The organism is Allomesorhizobium camelthorni (genome assembly GCF_011045125.1).
In the GTDB taxonomy this organism is placed as follows: Bacteria; Pseudomonadota; Alphaproteobacteria; order Rhizobiales; family Rhizobiaceae; genus Allomesorhizobium; species Allomesorhizobium camelthorni.
In genome coordinates this window covers 35,978-53,261 of sequence record NZ_JAAKZF010000040.1, presented here as the reverse complement: position 1 = coordinate 53,261, position 17,284 = coordinate 35,978, and the positions used below count along the sequence as shown (strand labels likewise).

13 protein-coding genes and 5 pseudogenes are annotated in these 17,284 nt (G+C 59.6%); 7 read left to right on the top strand and 11 right to left on the bottom strand.

Annotated elements, in window-relative coordinates:
• Positions 1–275 precede the first annotated feature (275 nt).
• Entirely contained in the window at positions 276–1,289 is a 1,014-nt protein-coding gene (locus G6N73_RS22815) for a glucoamylase family protein (RefSeq protein ID WP_246252450.1), read from the bottom strand.
• Between G6N73_RS22815 and G6N73_RS37115 the strand changes: the two genes are divergently transcribed.
• Positions 1,254–1,859: a hypothetical protein gene (locus tag G6N73_RS37115; protein ID WP_246252448.1), complete on the top strand. Its 606-nt coding sequence runs from the start codon at positions 1,254–1,256 to the stop codon at positions 1,857–1,859. The genes G6N73_RS22815 and G6N73_RS37115 overlap by 36 nt on opposite strands.
• Positions 1,860–2,503: 644 nt before the next feature.
• Here the strand turns inward: G6N73_RS37115 and G6N73_RS22810 are convergent.
• From G6N73_RS22810 to G6N73_RS22765, 10 genes and pseudogenes are all read right to left on the bottom strand, one after another.
• Positions 2,504–3,601 (bottom strand): IS1595 family transposase, encoded by a 1,098-nt coding sequence (locus tag G6N73_RS22810; RefSeq protein WP_165031798.1) that lies wholly within the window; start codon positions 3,599–3,601, stop codon positions 2,504–2,506.
• Between the two features lie 438 nt (positions 3,602–4,039).
• Positions 4,040–4,735, bottom strand: a complete 696-nt coding sequence (locus tag G6N73_RS22805) for an IS6 family transposase (RefSeq protein WP_425484128.1) — start codon at positions 4,733–4,735, stop codon at positions 4,040–4,042.
• A gap of 213 nt (positions 4,736–4,948) precedes the next feature.
• A complete protein-coding gene (locus G6N73_RS22800; protein WP_343044710.1) occupies positions 4,949–6,481 on the bottom strand; it encodes an alginate export family protein in 1,533 nt (510 codons plus the stop codon).
• Between the two features lie 125 nt (positions 6,482–6,606).
• A pseudogene (locus G6N73_RS22795) lies at positions 6,607–7,428 on the bottom strand (alpha/beta fold hydrolase).
• A gap of 158 nt (positions 7,429–7,586) precedes the next feature.
• Positions 7,587–9,191 carry an MFS transporter gene (locus tag G6N73_RS22790; RefSeq protein ID WP_165031792.1) on the bottom strand — a complete coding sequence of 535 codons (1,605 nt, stop codon included), beginning with the start codon at positions 9,189–9,191 and terminating at the stop codon, positions 7,587–7,589.
• A complete protein-coding gene (locus G6N73_RS22785; RefSeq protein WP_165031790.1) occupies positions 9,188–9,646 on the bottom strand; it encodes a DoxX family protein in 459 nt (152 codons plus the stop codon). The genes G6N73_RS22790 and G6N73_RS22785 overlap by 4 nt, the downstream gene beginning before the upstream one ends.
• Positions 9,647–9,661: 15 nt before the next feature.
• A pseudogene (locus tag G6N73_RS22780) lies at positions 9,662–10,363 on the bottom strand (amidohydrolase family protein); the annotation flags it as partial.
• 2 nt (positions 10,364–10,365) lie between these two features.
• Positions 10,366–10,503, bottom strand: a pseudogene (locus tag G6N73_RS37110) (glutathione-dependent disulfide-bond oxidoreductase); the annotation flags it as partial.
• A 64-nt stretch (positions 10,504–10,567) separates the two neighbouring features.
• Positions 10,568–10,960 (bottom strand): annotated as a pseudogene (locus G6N73_RS22770) (glutathione S-transferase family protein); the annotation flags it as partial.
• On the bottom strand, positions 10,957–11,112 hold the full coding sequence (locus G6N73_RS22765; RefSeq protein WP_165031788.1) for a hypothetical protein: 156 nt from the start codon (positions 11,110–11,112) through the stop codon (positions 10,957–10,959). The pseudogene G6N73_RS22770 and the gene G6N73_RS22765, both read right to left, overlap by 4 nt.
• Positions 11,113–12,405: 1,293 nt before the next feature.
• Between G6N73_RS22765 and G6N73_RS22760 the strand changes: the two are divergent.
• The 6 genes and pseudogenes from G6N73_RS22760 to G6N73_RS22735 form a co-directional block, all read left to right on the top strand.
• Positions 12,406–13,326 (top strand): annotated as a pseudogene (locus G6N73_RS22760) (NADP-dependent oxidoreductase); the annotation flags it as partial.
• Positions 13,327–13,630: 304 nt separating this feature from the next.
• The gene (locus G6N73_RS22755; RefSeq protein ID WP_165031786.1) at positions 13,631–15,313 is read left to right on the top strand and encodes a hypothetical protein; all 1,683 of its coding nucleotides are present in this window, start codon (positions 13,631–13,633) and stop codon (positions 15,311–15,313) included.
• Between the two features lie 402 nt (positions 15,314–15,715).
• Positions 15,716–15,862 carry a hypothetical protein gene (locus tag G6N73_RS36385; protein ID WP_206079031.1) on the top strand — a complete coding sequence of 49 codons (147 nt, stop codon included), beginning with the start codon at positions 15,716–15,718 and terminating at the stop codon, positions 15,860–15,862.
• A gap of 43 nt (positions 15,863–15,905) precedes the next feature.
• Positions 15,906–16,253 (top strand): DUF1003 domain-containing protein, encoded by a 348-nt coding sequence (locus G6N73_RS22745; RefSeq protein WP_246252446.1) that lies wholly within the window; start codon positions 15,906–15,908, stop codon positions 16,251–16,253.
• A gap of 138 nt (positions 16,254–16,391) precedes the next feature.
• Positions 16,392–16,853 (top strand): CHRD domain-containing protein, encoded by a 462-nt coding sequence (locus G6N73_RS22740; protein WP_246252444.1) that lies wholly within the window; start codon positions 16,392–16,394, stop codon positions 16,851–16,853.
• 125 nt (positions 16,854–16,978) lie between these two features.
• Positions 16,979–17,284: a DUF982 domain-containing protein gene (locus G6N73_RS22735; RefSeq protein ID WP_165031784.1), complete on the top strand. Its 306-nt coding sequence runs from the start codon at positions 16,979–16,981 to the stop codon at positions 17,282–17,284.

Sequence of the window (17,284 nt, the reverse complement as noted above, 5' to 3'; positions counted from 1 at the left end):
ACTGCACTTAATTGAGAATGTGCACTTAATATGATAATCAAACCGAGCCATTGGCATTCAATGTGAGAAGCAGTGTCGGCAACGTAACGGCATCGAATTTACCCAAGACGGCGCATGAAATTCAAAAGATTCATGACCTTCACACTGATGCGAGTGCAGTTAAATTGAGAATCTGAGCTACCCCATTCTCACAATTAACTGCCAAACCAAACCGAAACGACCGCATTCTCCCGATTAACTGCCAAGCGACACTTTTAGTAAAGAATACGTGGTCCTCATGACATGGCCGCGGCGGCTTTGGCGCGCTGGGAAAAGCCGAGCCTCGTGAGCCTGATCTGGATCTCCGGACAGCTCATGAAGAGGCGCCACAGAAGCCCGCTCCGGTAATTCTCGATCATGACCATGATCGGCCCCTGATCGATCGCCAAATAGGAGTCCGCGTACCAACCCAACGCAGGGCTGAATGCATCCCTGAAGCCATACTCGCCCCACAGCCGGTCGCCGCGCGAAGCGAAGTGGCGAAGCGCCAGCTCGCATTCCGCCGGGGCATAGGGGAAGGAGCCGAGCGCAGCGGATGGAGTGATCACGCCGAGGTCGCGGTCGGGAGCGTGCGCGACATAGCCGTCAATACTGTCGCTCGCGGTCAGACCCCAGCACTCGGCGCTATAGCCGTCGAATTTCTGGGGATTGCGGATGCAGTGCGCCTGATTGATGCGCGTGCAGGCGACGTTCTGCTGCCAATAGTCGGCGTAGCGGTCCCGAAGCCATCGTGGGTCGAGCCCCAGAAAGGAATAGTGCGCGAAGAAGAGGGGACCTCCATGATCAGGCCCGAGGGGGAGCGGAATGCCATCGAAGCTTCGGCCGTTGGCGAAGGCTTGGCCCGCGGCCCAGCCGCGGTGATAGACACTCGGCTCGATTGCATGCCGTGGGGCGGACGCGGCGAGAACGAATGCGATCAGGCATTCGTTCCAGCCGTTGATCGCGTGATCCATCGCCCATCCGTGCACCGGGCTCCAGTGCCAAAGGAGCGAGTCGGAGCCGTGCGTGAACCAGTCCCATTCGACGTCGTGCCACAGCGTGTCGATGAGCCTGCGCAAGACGCGCTCCTTGGCTTCCGGGCCTCGGAAATATTGCCGCGCCGAAAGTAGTCCCACCATCAGATAGGCCGTCTCGACGATGTCGCCGCCGTCGTCGAACTGGCTGAAGGGAATTGTTCGGCCGCTGTCGCCATCCATCCAGTGAGGAAAGGCACCGTGGTGGCGTTCGGCCTCGCCGAGAAAGTACACCATGGTAATCAGGCGATCGAGAGCGACCTGTCTGCCGATCCATCTGCGCTCAACCCCAGCAAGGATTGCCATAATGCCGAAGCCGGAACCGCCGGTCGTGACGACATGCAGTGTCGCGTCGCTCCGCTCTCGCGCAAGGCCGCTCGTTGGATGGCCAAAATCCCAGAAATATTGAAGCGTCTGTCGCTGCACGGTATCGAAGAGTTCGTCCGAGGACGTGTCCGGCCGAGGGGTGCGGTCATGTTTGCGGTGAATGGAGGTTCTTGGCGGGGTTTCAATCGCGGGCGCAACGGGATCGGCGAATTCGGATTGTCTGCTGCTGAAAAGAGAGCTCCGATCCCCCGCCGGCAGTTGGTGGTCATGGAACAATCGCGGAGTACTGCTGTCGAACGGCGCTATCACGCCAGTGTGCGCCAGAAGCGCGTTCGTCAACATGGTGTCGCACCTTCGGAATTTGGGGCTGAGATGTACATTGCAAGGTTCCTTTTCGCTTGCGGTATGCGAGCGAGTAAAGACCGCCGAGGGCCCCAAATCGATCATCAAAAAGGCGGCACGATCAGCGACTACGTTTGATAGTGGGCGAATCGTTTAGCCGGGATGCTCATGTGGATAGCGAACCAAGTACGTTGTAGCTGCTCCGGAGCCGCGCCGTGCTGGGAAGCTGTGACGATAGGTGGCGAATTTGGCCATGATGGACTCTGCTTCCGTGACACTGTAGTCTTGGAGAATTCGAGGCTGGCGGTAAACCGAGTGGCTCTTGACCATGCTGTCAATCGAGGGCCACGCTTCTTATGGAGGGCGCGCACGCCCGAGGGGCAGCTCAGATGATCGAGGCAGGCCATCATCGCTGGCTGTCTGACACGGCGGTGCGCCATGGCGGCGGTGTGGCACTCGGGCAGCGGAAGGAAGCGGGCATCGGTCGGATTGCCATCCAAGATTGGCGTAGCGATTTATCGCACGACCATCCAGGAACATTGGGGATGGCTACGGGCTAGGTTGATCCGCTATAATGCCGACGATCGTGTTGCCCTCCGGCGACCGCACGGCTTGTTCCGAGTGGCAGCGAGCTGTTGGCCTCCGCATTCGACGCTTGGTCGCGCTCAAGATACGGCGCGGGAGAAATGATCATCGGCTGATGATCAAATCCTGGCTTTCCGAGCAACCGCCACCAACCCGGGGTGGGAACAAGAGCAGTGCGAAATCGTACGCGGCCTTTATCAACCAAAGACAGCTACGGCCGATTTGATGGTGATGCCGCCATCGGGGCTTCGGCGCATCTGACGTCCCGTGGCGGCGCGAAAGACAGTCGGCAGTTGCAGCGCTGGCGGCACCCGTGACCAGAGAGTTCGCATGATTTCCCGGCCGTGCCGAGTTTTCCGAACGGCGCTTCCAGACACGACGCGCTGAGACCAGCGGAAGCCGATTTCATGGAAATACAGGTCGGCATGTTGCGGGCTGATATGGTGAAAGACGCCGGCGATCGTCCGCCGGACGCGGGAATTGAAACCCTCCACCGAATTGACGTGGACCGTGTCGCGAACATATTCGTGGCTGGAATGCTTCACGGTCTCATGCTTGGCAAAACTCTCGCCGATGGCCATGAATGCCTTCACCTCATCACTCATCAAATGCGCGTGGGTTTCGATCTGTGTTTCAATCGCACGTTCGGCAGCACGCAATGAAAGACCGGTCACGACCGCGGCCCGTGCGTCACCGGCCGGAGCGCCGGGCGTGACGTCGGTCGGCCGCTGCACCATCGCCATGACCGGCGCCTTCTCCGTATTCGCCTGACCTTTCCGGCCCCGTCCCGGAGGTGGGTCATCCGGCCGCTTTCGGGGACTTCCCCCGAGATGGAAATGGTCGATCTCAACCGTGCCGTCGAGCATGTCTTCCCGCGCCACCATCAGCCGCAGTGCGTGACCCATCCGCCAGGCCGTTGGTTGGCTCACGCCAAGGATCTCGGCGAGCCGTACCGAGGACAAGCCCTTGTCCGACTGGAGCATCAGCCACATGGCTTTCAGCCAAACACGCAAGGGCAACTTGGTCGAGTGCAGCGGGGTATGGGTCGTCACCGTGAACTGGAACCGGCAAGCGCCATTGGAACATTGATAAAGGCCCGGTCGCGCACGCCGCTTGCCTGTATCGCGGCCGGCAAGCGCGATCGAGCGTTTATATCCGCAGGCCGGACAGATTCTGCCTTCTGGCCACACCATGGTTTCCAGCAATCGCCGGCAATGCTCTTCATCCCGGAAGGCCACGATCATTTCTTCAACGGTCCGAATGTTGGAAAGCGCTGCGAGCATCGTTTCAGGCATTCTCATCTCCGCCAGATCACGCTCCAAGAATCGCATGGAAAGGCCATGATCGCAAGCCTATTGCTGTCTTTGGTTGATAAAGGCCTCGTACGCTAAGGGCGAACGGAACATGAACCGTGCCGGAGCTCGGATGTGCAGCCTCTGATCTCTGTGGATTGGCACTGCCAGGCACCAGTTTTGATTTCTTCGTCCGTCCGACTCGACAACGCTCCCGGCAGATTGGTTGTGGATGGGTCGGGCGATGGCAAAACGGAAGCTTTTCAAAGTTCAGGACCGACGGAAGGTTTTCGACATACCAGCCGACGAGGATAGCCTGATCCGGCGCTATTCGTTGTCACCGGCGGATCGTCTGGAGATTGAACTGCGGAGGCGTGAGCATAATCGGCGGTGTTGTCACGTTCTCTGAAAATGATTGCGACGATCCCAGCGGTGCTCAATTCACGCGAGTTTCCCAACCGCAGCTTCCCATTCCGCCATGGCTTGCAGGCGGTGAATATGTGTGGCGAGAGCGGAGCGTTTTGAGCGAGGTGGAACGAAGAGGTTGCGCAGAGCCGAGAAGATCGAGACGAAACGCTGCAGGCTTCCTGGCGATCGGAAGCCCTGCATCACCCGCTCTCGTTTTCGCAGCGGCACATGGGAATTCTCCGCGCGGTTGTTCAATCCTTTGTGTGACCGATGCTCGACGTCCGGCATCACCTGACGCTTGGCCGCTCCATACGAGCGCAGCTTGTCAGTGATCATGCGCTTCGGTGCGACGCCCTGTTTCTTCAATAGGCGCGTCAGCAATCGCTTGGCCGCCTTGATGTTGCGGCGGTTCTGGACGATCTCGTCGAGGACATAGCCGTCCTGATCGACGGCCCGGCCAAAGCCAATGTCACCGGCGATGCTGATGACGACTTCGTCCAGATGCCAGATATCATTCGGGCCTGGACGCTTTCTTCCGAGCCGGCGGGAATAGTCCGGGCCGAATTTCAGTCCCCACCGGCGGATTGTCTCATAGGAAACGACAATGCCGCGTTCCAGAAGCATCTCTTCGACGAGGCGCAGGCTCAGCGGAAATCGGTAATACAGCCAGACCGCATGGGCGATGATCTGCGGCGAGAAACGATGGCGCTTGTAGCTGATGGCAGGCATTATCATGCCGCCGTCCCTATGCCGCAAAATGCTGACGCACGGTTTACGTGACAACACCCTCCCGTGCGACCTCGGCGTTACCCCATTCTCGCAATTAACTGCCAAACTTAACCGAAACGACCGCATTCTTGCGATTAACTGCCAAGCGACACCAGGGGCGCACTGCGGATCACCTCATGGGGGCTGACCGATGGACGCTGATCCGGAACTTGCTCAGAACTTCACGACCGTCTCGAATCCTACGAAGTGAGCTGTCTTGGATGGGCCTGTGTCCTTGATGAATTGTCCGGGCACGAATACCGAATAGGACAGTTCGGCGCTGAACGAGCGGACGGGCTCCCACCCGAGAACCACATCTGCTTGAGTTCCAATGTACCGCGATCTGCTCCCGCCAGAAGGCCGGACGAGGCCGCCACCAGCGTCGTAGATGCCATCGTCCAGGCTTTCCCGCCAATAGAAGACCGCAGCTCCTGACAGCGTCCACTGATCGTTCAGATGAAACATCAAGTTCGGATGCACATCGATCAGATTGCTCGGACCGATCAGGCCAATCTCGCCAAAGTATTTCCCTCTCGGGAACAGTGGGTTGAAAGTCTGCAGATCAGGATTGTACGGATTGCGATCGCCACTTATGATGTTTGCCCTCAGCCCGACACGCGGGCTGAAGATCAGGTTCGTGAAAGTGTAACCTGTGTCGGAGGCAATGGACCAGGCGCGGATGTTGCCACGGTTGAAACTGCCGAACTGGAACATCCCCTCGAAGTTCCAGTCCCAGCCCTGCCCCTCGCCGAAGAACCGGCTACCGAGCGTGTGTCGGATCTCGTCTCCGCTGCCTTGGTTGAACTCCGCATCGGCATTGCGATTGCCGATGTAGTAGAGATCCAGCCCTGAGCTCGGGCTGATCTCATCCAGTTCGCGGGCCGCGTAGGCCGACCACACCGACCGGTTGCCGTCGAAGCGGTCGTTGAAGCTGTCGATCTCGTTCTGGACTGGGCGAGCATAGAATGCATCGACACGCCAGTGGCCCGCTTCGATGGACGCCAACCCTGCGTCGAACGAGCGAAGCACGTTGGGTCCATACCGCAAGCTGATTAGACGTTCCGAGCCGTATGACAGCAACTGACGTCCCCCGCGAAGGGTCAGGTCAGCGCTATCGCTCAGAGGCAGCTTGAGATCGGCGAAACCCTGCAGGAGTTCGAATCCGGTCTCGTCGACGCCCGTGACGTTGGTTTCCTTGCCGGTGGCCCAAGCTCCGATCATCTGGCCGAACAGGCGCACGTTGGGCCCGAGATGCAGGTCGGCATAGGGCATCATGCGGTACCACTGATAATTATCGACCGGGACTTCACCCCAGTTGAAGTTCCAGTAGGCCTCTTCCCTAAACCGGAGTTCCGCACCAAGTGTCAGATAGCTGGTCCCGGAAGAATCGAGCGGAATATATTTGAGCGGCTCCCACCAAGCTCCGGTCCGTTTGGACGGATCCCGCAGGTATGAGTAGTCTTCCGTGTAGCGGAGATTGGTGAGACTCGGAGGGGAAGCGGAGTTTTCAGGGGCGCCGCTCTGTTTACCGGTCGGTGCGGTCTCGCCCGAAGATTGGGCGCCGGCTTCCGGAACAGAGGCCAAAGCGATTGCAAGCAGAGCGGCTCGCGAAGCCCACAGCGCGACGCAGTGTCGGAGCCGGGTGCAAGTCCGGGGAAGATGCGAATTTTCCGGACTGAGATTCTCCGGGTTTACGGTGGTGTCCACCAAACTCGACATGCCTCATATCCTTCTCGTGAATTGGACGTGACCGGCTCGCGAGAACCTAACGCACAACTTCCTCCGTGACTTGCTTTGCCGCTGTTTCGGCTACCAAGCTCTCACTTCCATCCCTAGGCCTTGATGAACGCCAGAATGTCGGCGTTGAAGGTGTCGGGGTCCACTTGGGCAAGTCCGTGGCAGCCGCCCGTGTAGACTTTCAGTTCGGCGCCCCTGACGACCTTGGCCGCTTTTTCGGCAGAGGCGGCGATCGGGACAATCTGGTCGTCGTCGCCGTGGATAATGAGTGTCGGCCCGTCGATCTTCTTCAGGTCGGCCGTGTAGTCGACTTCCGAGAATTCGTAGATGCAGTCGTACTCGCCCTTGATGCCGCCCTGCATGCCCATCAGCCAGAAGCTTTCGCGGAGGTCGTCGTTGACTTTCGCACCATCGCGGTTGAAGCCATAGAACGGTATGGTCAGGTCCTTGAAGAATTGCTAACGGTTGGTTGCTGTGCCCTTGCGGATGCCGTCAAACACCTCGAGCGGCGTACCTTCCGGATTGGCTTCCGTCTTCAGCATCAGCGGCGGCACGGCACCGACCAGCACGACCTTGGCGACACGCTTGGAACCGTGACGGCCGATGTAATGCGCAACTTCGCCCCGCCCGTCGAATGGCCGATCATGATCAGGTCCTTTAGATCGAGCGTCTCGATCAATTCGGCTAGGTCGTCGGCATACTGGTCCATGTTGTTGCCGTCCCAGGTCTGGTCGGAACTGCCATGGCTGCGGCGGTCGTGGGCGATGACGCGATATCCGTTCTGGCCGAAGAACAGCATCTGCGCCTCCCAGGCATCGCCCGCAAGCGGCCAGCCGTGGCTGAACAGTATTGGCTTGCCTTCGCCCCAGTCCTTGTAGGCGATCTTGGTTCCGTCTTTGGGTGATGATGGTACCCATCGGGTTTTCTCCTTTCGTGGAAGCGGTGGATGGAGCCGCACTCGCCCATGCCGGCAGAGTGAGGGAGGCGGTGAGCGCTGCTCCGGCAAGAAGCGTGTCGCGGCGCGTGAGTTGGAGTTCGGACTCGGGTGATTGCGGCATGGTCTATCCTTCGGTGTTCATCGGATATCTCGTGCGGGACGGTTGATCGCGAGGAAGTGCCGAACGACCGGGCTTTCGGGCCCTTTATGGAAGCGACGGACCTTCTCTTGCACGTCGGCATCGGCCTTCGAAACACGCCGGTGCTGGCGAAGATGCTCGGCCCAGGATTCCACCATGAACCACTCCAGGATCCGTTCCGGATCGGCGGCATCCTCCGTCACGCCCCATTCATAGGCTCCGTCACGGCGACGTTCGCTCGAAAGTTTCGTCAGCGCCTTCAGGAAGTCCGGACGCTCGGTCTTCTCGACCCTGTACTCGATGAGGATGAGGACGGGACCGCGGTCGTTGTCGACGGGTGCGGCGATCAACGGTTCGGGCCAATGGTTCGAAGGTACAAGATCGGCCTCGCCCTTCGGCAGCTTGATGAAATGGAAGAGAAGTCCGGCTGCGGCAAGGCCAATGGCACTGATGATGAGAGCAAGCGGGATGCCCAGCGCCTGGGCGACAGCGCCCCAGGCGAGACTTCCCGCCGTCATCGCACCGTTGAAGACGGTTAGATAGACGGCCAGCGAGCGGCCCCGCACCCAGTTGGGCAGGATTGCCTGGGCAGCGCCATTCAAGGTGGTGAGCGCCGTGATCCAGGCCGCGCCAAGGGTAAGAAGCGCAATGATGGCCGCCCACTGCGGCGGCGCGAACGACAGTGCGCCCATGACGAATGCCGTGACGGCTGCCGCACCGAGCAGGAGCACGTCGGCATCGAAACGCGCGCGCAGCCTCGGCATGATCAGAGCGCCGCCGATGGCTCCAACGCCGACCGCGCCAAGGAGGATGCCGTAAAAGCCTGCGTTCCCGCCGAGAAGATCGCGGGCGATGAGGGGTAGAAGCGCCCAGACGGCGCTGGAGAATGCGAAGAAGACGGCTGCGCGCAATAGCACGACGTGCAGCTCGCGGCTGGCCCTTGCATAGCGGAGCCCGGCGCGGAAGGCTCCAAAGAAGTGCTCGGAAAGTGCATCGTCAGCGGCGGCGGCGCGCTTCCACCAAAACAGTGCCGCGATGACGAATACATAACTGATGACGTCGACGCCGTAGGTAACTGCCGCGCCGAACCAGGCAAGCAGCAGACCACCGACCGCCGGACCGATCGAACGGGAAATGTTGATGCCGAGCGAGTTCAGGGCGACAGCGCTCTTGAGGTCCTGTTTCGACACAAGCTCGGGAACGATCGCCTGCCATGTGGGAGCCATCAGCGCTGCGCCGATGCCGCCGACAAAGGTGAGCGCGATCAACGAACTGACCGATTGAAGTCCAGTCGCAGAAAAAAGCATGAGGCCGATGCTAACGGCTGCGAGGAGGAACTGGATGAAGATCAGGAACTTGCGGCGGTCGAGAATGTCCGAGAGCACGCCAGCCGGAATTGCCAGGAGGAAGATCGGGAGCGTCGCGGCGGCCTGCACCATCGCGACGGCTGCCGGCCCCGCCGACAGCTCGGTCACCAGCCACGAACTGGCGACATCGCGGATGAAACTTCCGGTGTTGCCGACGACCGCCGCGACCCAGAGGACGGCGAAGACCTTCTGGCGAAGCGGCGCGAAGCCACTTGTCGGCGCCGTCGCGACCGTCATAGCGCACCCACCTTTCCGGAAACTGCGCGCTCGCGCAGATCATGCCAGGCGACGAGCACGAACGCGCCCGCGAGGCCGAGATGCTCGAAAAATCCGTTGGTCGCCATCATGCGCTCCATGCCGGGCGGCAGCTCCCAGAAGTGGAACGCTAGGAACGTCGCCATCAGAGTGAAGCCCGCCAGGCAGAGCGCGTCCGCCCAGCGGAAGATGCCGAGAAGGATCAGAGCCGACATCAACAGTTCGAAAACGATGATCCCGGCCGCGAACAGCGGAGCCGGGTTCAGGCCGAAATGGTTCATCTCCGCGATCGCGCCGTCGAAGTCGTATATTTTCATGAACGGCCTCTGGATGTACACCGAACAGAGCGCCACCAACGCGAATAAGCGCAACGGCGGAGATGTAAAAATGGGCCGTGCATAGGTCGCTGCACGTGCTTCCTTCGAGATGATGATCATTGTCCCGTTCTCCCCCTACACCGCCCAGCAGGCACAGCCGAGCGCACCGAAGAAACCCTTGAGGTCTGAGATCGGCAGCTGGGACGTCCATGCTGAGGCGTGATCGTGGCCATGGACGCTGCAGTCGTTGGCGCAGCCGCATGCTGCGACCGCGGTTCGGCGGAGGGATTGCTTGCCCGCTCCCTCCGGATCGCCCCAGGCAGCATAGCCGCCAAAAGTTCGCACCGGCGACCAGTCCGGCATGGCCGGCGGAACGTCATTTTCGTCGAAATCGGAGAACGGGCCCGCCCCGTAGACGATCTTGCCGCCGACCATGGTGAGGTCGGACGTCAGGAAAGAGATCTCGTCCTCGGCGCAGGTAAAGAAGTCCTTGTCCGGGACGATCAGGTCGGCGAATTGGCCTTTCTCGATCCGGCCCTTCTTGCCTTCTTCGTTTGAGAACCAGGTCACGTTCTCGGTCCACATGCGCAGCGCCGTCTCGCGGTCAAGGCAGTTGTGGCGCGGATAAAGCTGCATGCCGCCGAGAGTTTTTCTGGTGATCATCCAGGAAAGGGAGACCCAAGGATTATAGGAGGCGACGCGTGTGGCGTCGGTGCCAGCGGAGGCGTGGACGCCTTTCTCCAGCATTTTGGCGATCGGCGGCGTCGCCTGGGCGGCACCATGCCCGTACCGTTCGACAAAGTATTCGCCTTGGTAGGCCATTCGGTGTTGGGTGGCAGCAGTGGATGCTTGCCTACGGGCAGTTGTTTGTCGTGGGTCGCGCCGACGATCGGACGATTGATGGAGGCGAATGTGCCGCCGCTGGCTTTCTCCCAGGTCCAGACCTTTGACGGAATGTATTCACCGCGGTCGCACATAGCGCGTCCTCCTCCGGGATCTTGTTAGGCCGCTGGCGGGAAATTCGACGGAAAGAGCGCGGGGGTACCGGTTCACTTCGTAGTCCAGGCCTTCGGGTGCGGCGAATTGGAAATGCACGGCCTGGCCGGAGAATGGGCCGAGGCCAGAGGCGATGAAGAGCAGCCAGGAGAGCAACTCCGGTCGATCTTCAGGCGTGCCCAGAAACTTTCCTGTCTTCTCGGCGAGGTAGATGAGGATCGCGGTGGAATCGAAGACTCGTGTGTCGAGGGCGCGGGGTCCTTCAGTGTCGACGACAGCGGGAACCTTGCCGTTCGGATTCATCGCTCGGAATGAGGAAGTGTGCTGCTCATCTTTACTGGTGTCGAGCGGGATAGCTTCGTAGGGCAGGCCGGCCTCTTCCAGAAAGAGTGCGATTTTCGCGTGGTTCGGCGTTGGATGAAAATAGAAGCGGATCACGTGAATCTCTGTTCGGGTTCGGTTGCTTCGGGCTTGTTTGGGCGGCGGCTGGCCGCCTGCGCAGTGATGTTCGGCAGCATCGACGCGTCGATCGCTTCATTCGATGGAGGGATGCGAGCGAGTGCAGCGACCATGAAGATCGAGGCTTTCATTAGCTTCCCTCGTGGCTGTTCGCCAATTACCTGTCGCTATAGAATTTATATATCCCGGCTATTGGAAAACCGCGTCTCGTGCTGCGACAACTGAGCACCAGTGTCGCAGATCTCATCGAGCAACACCGCGAGCAGACAGCAACTGATGACCCAGGATTCGCCGTCAACAAGCGTTTGGAGACACAAGGAGCCCGTCTGCTTAATCGAAAAAGATCAGCGCAGCACGGGCTTGGAGATTGGTAGGCGGGGTGAAACCAGCCTTGTTACGCCGCTCAGCGCATGGATCGATCCGAAGGAGGGCATCATGCATCTGCACCACAACCTATCATCAGGGTCGAATATTTCGGCGTGCCCCGGAAGGCAGCTCAGCCACGATGAGGAGGCCAGGGTTATCGGGCCCGCCCCGGTCGATGCAGCGGGAAGGATCTTCGACTTGGGCACAAGCCCCCGGGAGGTCGCCATGTGGGACAGGACGCCGCTCGGCACGGTCTCCGTGCTGCTCAACCGCCTGCTGGGCGGTAGGCCGGGCGAGAGCTTGTGCTTCGCGGTGGCCTCCAGGCGGGGCCCGGACTGTCTGCTCTGCCGCATGGTCAGCCGGGTCCTCCGCGACCCGGGTCACTGCGAGGATGAGCTGCGGACGAGGTCCTGGCGCCTGTCCGTGGATCACGAATATGGAACTGCAGATGCGAACGGCTTACGCTAATGCGGCCTGGCTTCTAGAACGGTTGCCGCAACGCTTGACAATGTGGTCGAGGTGACACTTTGCATTCTGATCGTCGATACAGCCTTCGCCGTGGAGGGAGCCTTACGCAAGTTCGCGTACGGGACCGAGCGTCCTGCTTGCGCAAGCACGATCGCAGGAACGACGCGGCTGGCTTTCCCCAACAGTTCATCGAGATCAGCTTTACAGCTGTCCTGCCTCAGTCGAAAGCCAATGTTGCCGTCAATTTGAGTGCGCGACGGCAGCGCCTTGCCGCAGAGAGGAGACATTTCCAACGTGAGGGTTAAACGATGAGGAGAGTAAACCGAAGCTGCTCGTTGGCCAGTATTCACAGCAACGGCAGTAGGGCTTTCGCCCGGGCACGGCTCGCATCACAGGATCAGTGAAAAATGCGAGTGACAGAGAACTCGCGAGCTTATTGGCTGTCTTCGTCTTCGATTCCAAAGACAATCCTGACTACACCAGACCAGAAGCAAGGTTCTCGATAAATCGCCTGACGTTGGCATAAGGAGCATGAGATGGCCCTCAGCAGCAGCGTTCATGAATCCAATGAGGACCGGGCGCATCCTTCAATGGTGACCTGGCGCGTGCATCAGTTTGGGCCCCCAGACGTCATGAGGTTCGAGCAAGTCCTTCGGCCCAATCCTGGCCCTGGCGAGGTCCTCATCAAAGTTGAAGCCGCTGGGGTCGGTCCATAGGACGGCTGGATCAGGGCCGGCAAGAGCGTTTTGTCACAACCGCTCCCCCTTACCTTGGGCTCGGATCTGTCTGGTGAGATCGTCGCCGTGGGGTCCGGGGTTTCTGACCTGCGTGCAGGAGATCAGGTTTATGGGGTTACGAACCCCCGGTTTATCGGAGCCTATGCTGAGTATGCTATCGCTTCCGCAGCGATGGTCTCGAGGAAGCCAAGCTCGCTAACCCACATTGAAGCGGCCTCTGTTCCGGTCATTGCCGTGACGGCCTGGCAGGGGTTGTTTGATCAAGCCCAACTAAAAGCAGGCCAAACAGTGCTCATTCACGGGGCGGCAGGAAACGTTGGAGCTTATGCGGTTCAGCTGGCCCGTCGCGCGGGCGTGCGAACCTTCGCGACCGCAGCAATGGAGGATATGTCCTTCGTTCATGAGCTGGGCGCCAGCACAGTGATCGACTTTCAGACCCAGCGCTTTTGAGGAAGCGGTTCGCGACGCGGACGCGGTCATTGATCTGGTCGGTGCGAAACACAAGAGCGTTCGTTTCAGGTTCTCCGTCAAGGCGGCAAGCTGATTTCGGCAGTGTCCCGTCCAGATCAGCATCTGACGCAGACCCATGGCGTGGAAGCCGCCTTCTTTCTGGTCAAGGTCACAAGCCAACATCTGGCGGAGATCGCAGGCCTCATCGACGGTGGAAAGCTAAGAACGCGTGTGGGTGCAGTCCTACCCCTCGCGGATGCGCGCGAGGCCCATCTAATGCTCGAGGGCGTCCGGCCTCGGCCGAAGGGAAAGATCGTGCTCACCGCGGCGGGACGACAAGCGGACGGAATCGGAAATTCAGGCGGACGTACGACAGTTCATTCTGTCTGCGCCGTTCGAACTCGACTATGACGATGTCCGTATCGTAAATCTTGAAGCCCAGGTGGGTGAAACGGTTAGGAGAATACTACACCCCCGACTGGCTGGCTCATGTGATCGTAGCGAAACAGTCATTGACCCGTTGAACTCTCGAGTACTAGACGCCGCCTGCGGGTCGGGAACATTCCTGTTTCACGCGATCCGAAAATATGTGGCGGCCGCGGAAGCCGCTGGTACCGGCACTCGGGACATGATCGACGGAATCACGAAGCACGTGGTCGGCATGGATTTGCATCCTGTCGCCGTCACGCTTGCCCGCGTCACATATCTTCTGGCGATCGGGCGCGACAGACTCACCGACGAGAATCGCGGCGTAATCCAGATTCCGGTTTACCTGGGCGACTCCTTACAGTTTCAGGAACAGGGTGTAGATCTTTGGTCGGCAGGAAATCTTGTCATTCGTGCCGACGACAGACGCGAGATGTTCGATTCCGAACTCCGCTTCCCCGATGCCCTGTTGGAAGACGCGGCCAGGTTTGACCTTCTAGTGAACGAAATGGTCAATAAGGCAGCAGGCAGAAAAGCGGGTGATCCAATCCCTTCGCTGAACCCCGTGTTCAACCGGTTGGCTATTCCGGAGCAGCACCGCGCGGTTATCAACGGCACCTTCAAGACGATGTGCCGACTTCACGACGAAGGACGAGACCATATCTGGGGCTACTATGTCCGGAACCTTGCGAGGCCACTCTGGATGTCGCGCCCGGGCAACCGCGTGGATGTGCTGATCGGGAATCCGCCGTGGCTCGCTTACCGACACATGCCAGCTAACATGCAGGCGACATATCGTAAGATGAGCGAAGCCCGCGGTCTTTGGGCTGGTGCGGAAATCGCGACCCATCAGGATTTGTCAGGTCTCTTTGTCGTCAGGGCCAGCGAACTTTATCTACGCAAAGACGGCAAATTCGGTCTCGTGCTACCGAATGCGGCAATCGACCGGGATCACTACGACGGTTTCCGACGCGGTCATTATGGCGACGGATCTGGAGGACTTGCGCTTTCATTCGGCCCTCCATGGGATCTCCGGCGCATACGGCCTCACTTTTTCCCAAGGGCGGCGAGTGTGGCATTCGGAACGAGGTCGGAAGTCAGCCGACCGATGCCCGAAGAAGCGGAAATCTGGTCCGGCCGTTTGCGGACGCCCAACAGCCATTGGGAAGAAGCCCGCCCTTCTCTCGTGCGGGCTGACGGCAGAGTCCGCCGGGTCGGGCAGATCACGAAATCGCCATATGCTCCGGCGTTTACGCAAGGGGCGACATTCACGCCGCGAGTCGCTTTTGTTGTCGAGAAACAAGAGGTGTCACCACTTGGACGGGTTCAGGGCACTGTTGCGTTAAAATCGTCGCGAAGCGTTCAAGAAAAGAAACCATGGAAGGACTTGCCCGCGATCGAAGGCGTGATCGAGTCCGAATTCGTGCGGCCGTATTTTACGGGCGACAACGTTTTCCCTTATCGGGTTGGCGATCCGCTTCTTTCAGTGATCCCATGCAGTGCGCGAGAACTTCTCGACCAAGGGCAGATCGAAATGCACCCGGGCCCGATGTCCATTTCGCGGCTTCGCGTCGGCATATCCGGGAGCTCCTGGATTCCATCGTCGAAGGCCGCGAGATCAATGAGATCGTGTTCGAACTGCTGTCGTAGTCAGACGCCAACCCGCATGACCAATGCACTGGAAGATGTTCTACCTGCATCGTTTGGCGGATGCTGGATCGTTCCAGCCTTCGATCATCGCGGCTATCCTAGCGGCTTTGCCGGGACGCGACATGGAAGGGCGGCGGTCGAGAATCTCGGTTACCGACAACGCCTCGAGGCCAATCCCTTCCTTGCGCAACGCTGCGAAGCTGGTCGGCCTCCAGTTCCTGCATGGAGTTTATAGGGGTTCCGAGGTACCTGCAGTGGTGATGTCCGAGTTCGTGGCCGATAATCGCCATCGCACCGGTGTGGCCCAATATCGATGACAGCTCGCGGTCGTAGACGATGATCCGATTGCTGTCGAGGATAGTTGCGATAGCGTTCCCGCCAAGATCAGCGTTCATCAGCCTTGGTGCACGGATCGTTTAGCGGCGATGGCGTAGTCGAGGGGCGATTGAAATAGCCGGTTCGTCATCTTCATGCCCTTCAAACATAATGCCTCCCGCCGCCATCGCATCGGCAAGATGAAGCTCCAGGTAATGAACTGGCGGGAATGTGAGGCAACCGTGTAAACCGGCCTCTTGAGGCAATCGGGGCGGATGTTGCGGCTGGACTGGCGGACATGGCGCCGGTGGGGCGTTGGGCTTTGGCCAACCCTGACCTGGTCGAGCGGCTGCGCCGCAATGCGCCGCTCAATACCCCCGACGATACTACATTCTACGGCGGCGGAACGCATGGATACCCGGACTATCCGACACTGGTTGAAAGCGATCGGACCATAGTTTCCGCATAGCTGCGGGCAAAAGGTCCCAATCTCTTACGCTCGCGATCTTTGAATGGACCATCATGATGGTCACTGCATTGGGAGTATCTACGACGGCCGGGCCGGCGGCCAGGGAGATTTTGAGCGTGACGAGCACCTGCTTCAGGATGGCCGTCGACATCCGGTCATCATGATGAGTCAGAACCGGCAGCAGGACATCGATCGCAAGGCCGCGGAGAACGACTACCGGATCAATGTGAAGGCAGAGCTCGAGATAGAGCTGTTGCATGAGAAGATCGACCAACTGCGTGAGCGCGAGGTCCTGGAGCTAACGGAGGCCGTCAGGATGCTGACCGAGCTGCTGGAGCAGTCAGCGTCGGGTGCACGCGAGTCCGATGCGGAAGGCGGACGGCCATCATAACGCGCGGCTATCGACTTCATGGCGTGACGTCATTTCCCATTCGCCGCACGGCATTCCATTACTCACGGTACGTTGTGAGCGGCAACCTTTCGCGGCCACTGCGAAGTCGAACAAGGGTCCACAATCAGGAGGCTACAAATGTCAAAGGACGTTACCATGAGCAAACTCGGTTCCATCTCCGCCGTTCTAGGGATTGCCATGTCGTCGGCGATCCTGATTTCCTCTCCGTCCCTTGCCGAGCAGATGAAGTTCGAGGCCCAACTGAACGGTTTGCAGGAGGTACCGCCCGTTGACAGTGCGGGAAAGGGGACCGCCCAGATTACCTTCGACACCGCATCAAGGGACCTCAGCTGGACGATCGAATATTCCGGTCTTACCGGGCCGGTCCAAGCCGGTCATTTTCATGGACCGGCCGAGCCCGGTGAAAACGGCGATGTCGGGGTGCCGCTGGAGACGCTCGAGAGCCCCATCGAAGGCTCGGCAACCCTGACGGAGGATCAGGCCAAGATTCTGCTTGATGGCAAGCTCTACCTGAACCTGCATACCGCAGAGTATGGCGGCGGCGAAATACGTGGTCAGGTTATGAAGCCTGCGATGTGATGATTGCGGGGCCTGGCTCCTGCCTCTGAGCAGCGGACGCTCTCTTCCAATGGAACGTCCGCTGCGCTAGGTGGCAGGTAGCATCCCGGTGTCATGATGCGGCTTAAGCCGCCCGGAGGCGATCGATGGACAAAATGCAGTTTCCACTGCCGGTGCGCATCGTGGCCGAAGCCGGTGACCCGGTGACCGAAATCTACGATGTTGAGGAAGCGCTCACATTTCTTCAGAACTGGCCCGCGGCGGCGCGGGGCAGCCCGATCTTTCAACGCGCCTTGAATGCCTGCTTCGCCGTTACAATCGATGAGGGCACAGCCGAGGAAGCGCGCAACGCCTTGGCGGCGTTCGCCCGGATTGCCGGTGTTCTGGCCAAAGATGAGCCGCTGCCGAGATTGCGGGAAGCCGACGATTGGGCAAGGTCGCCGACAAGATGA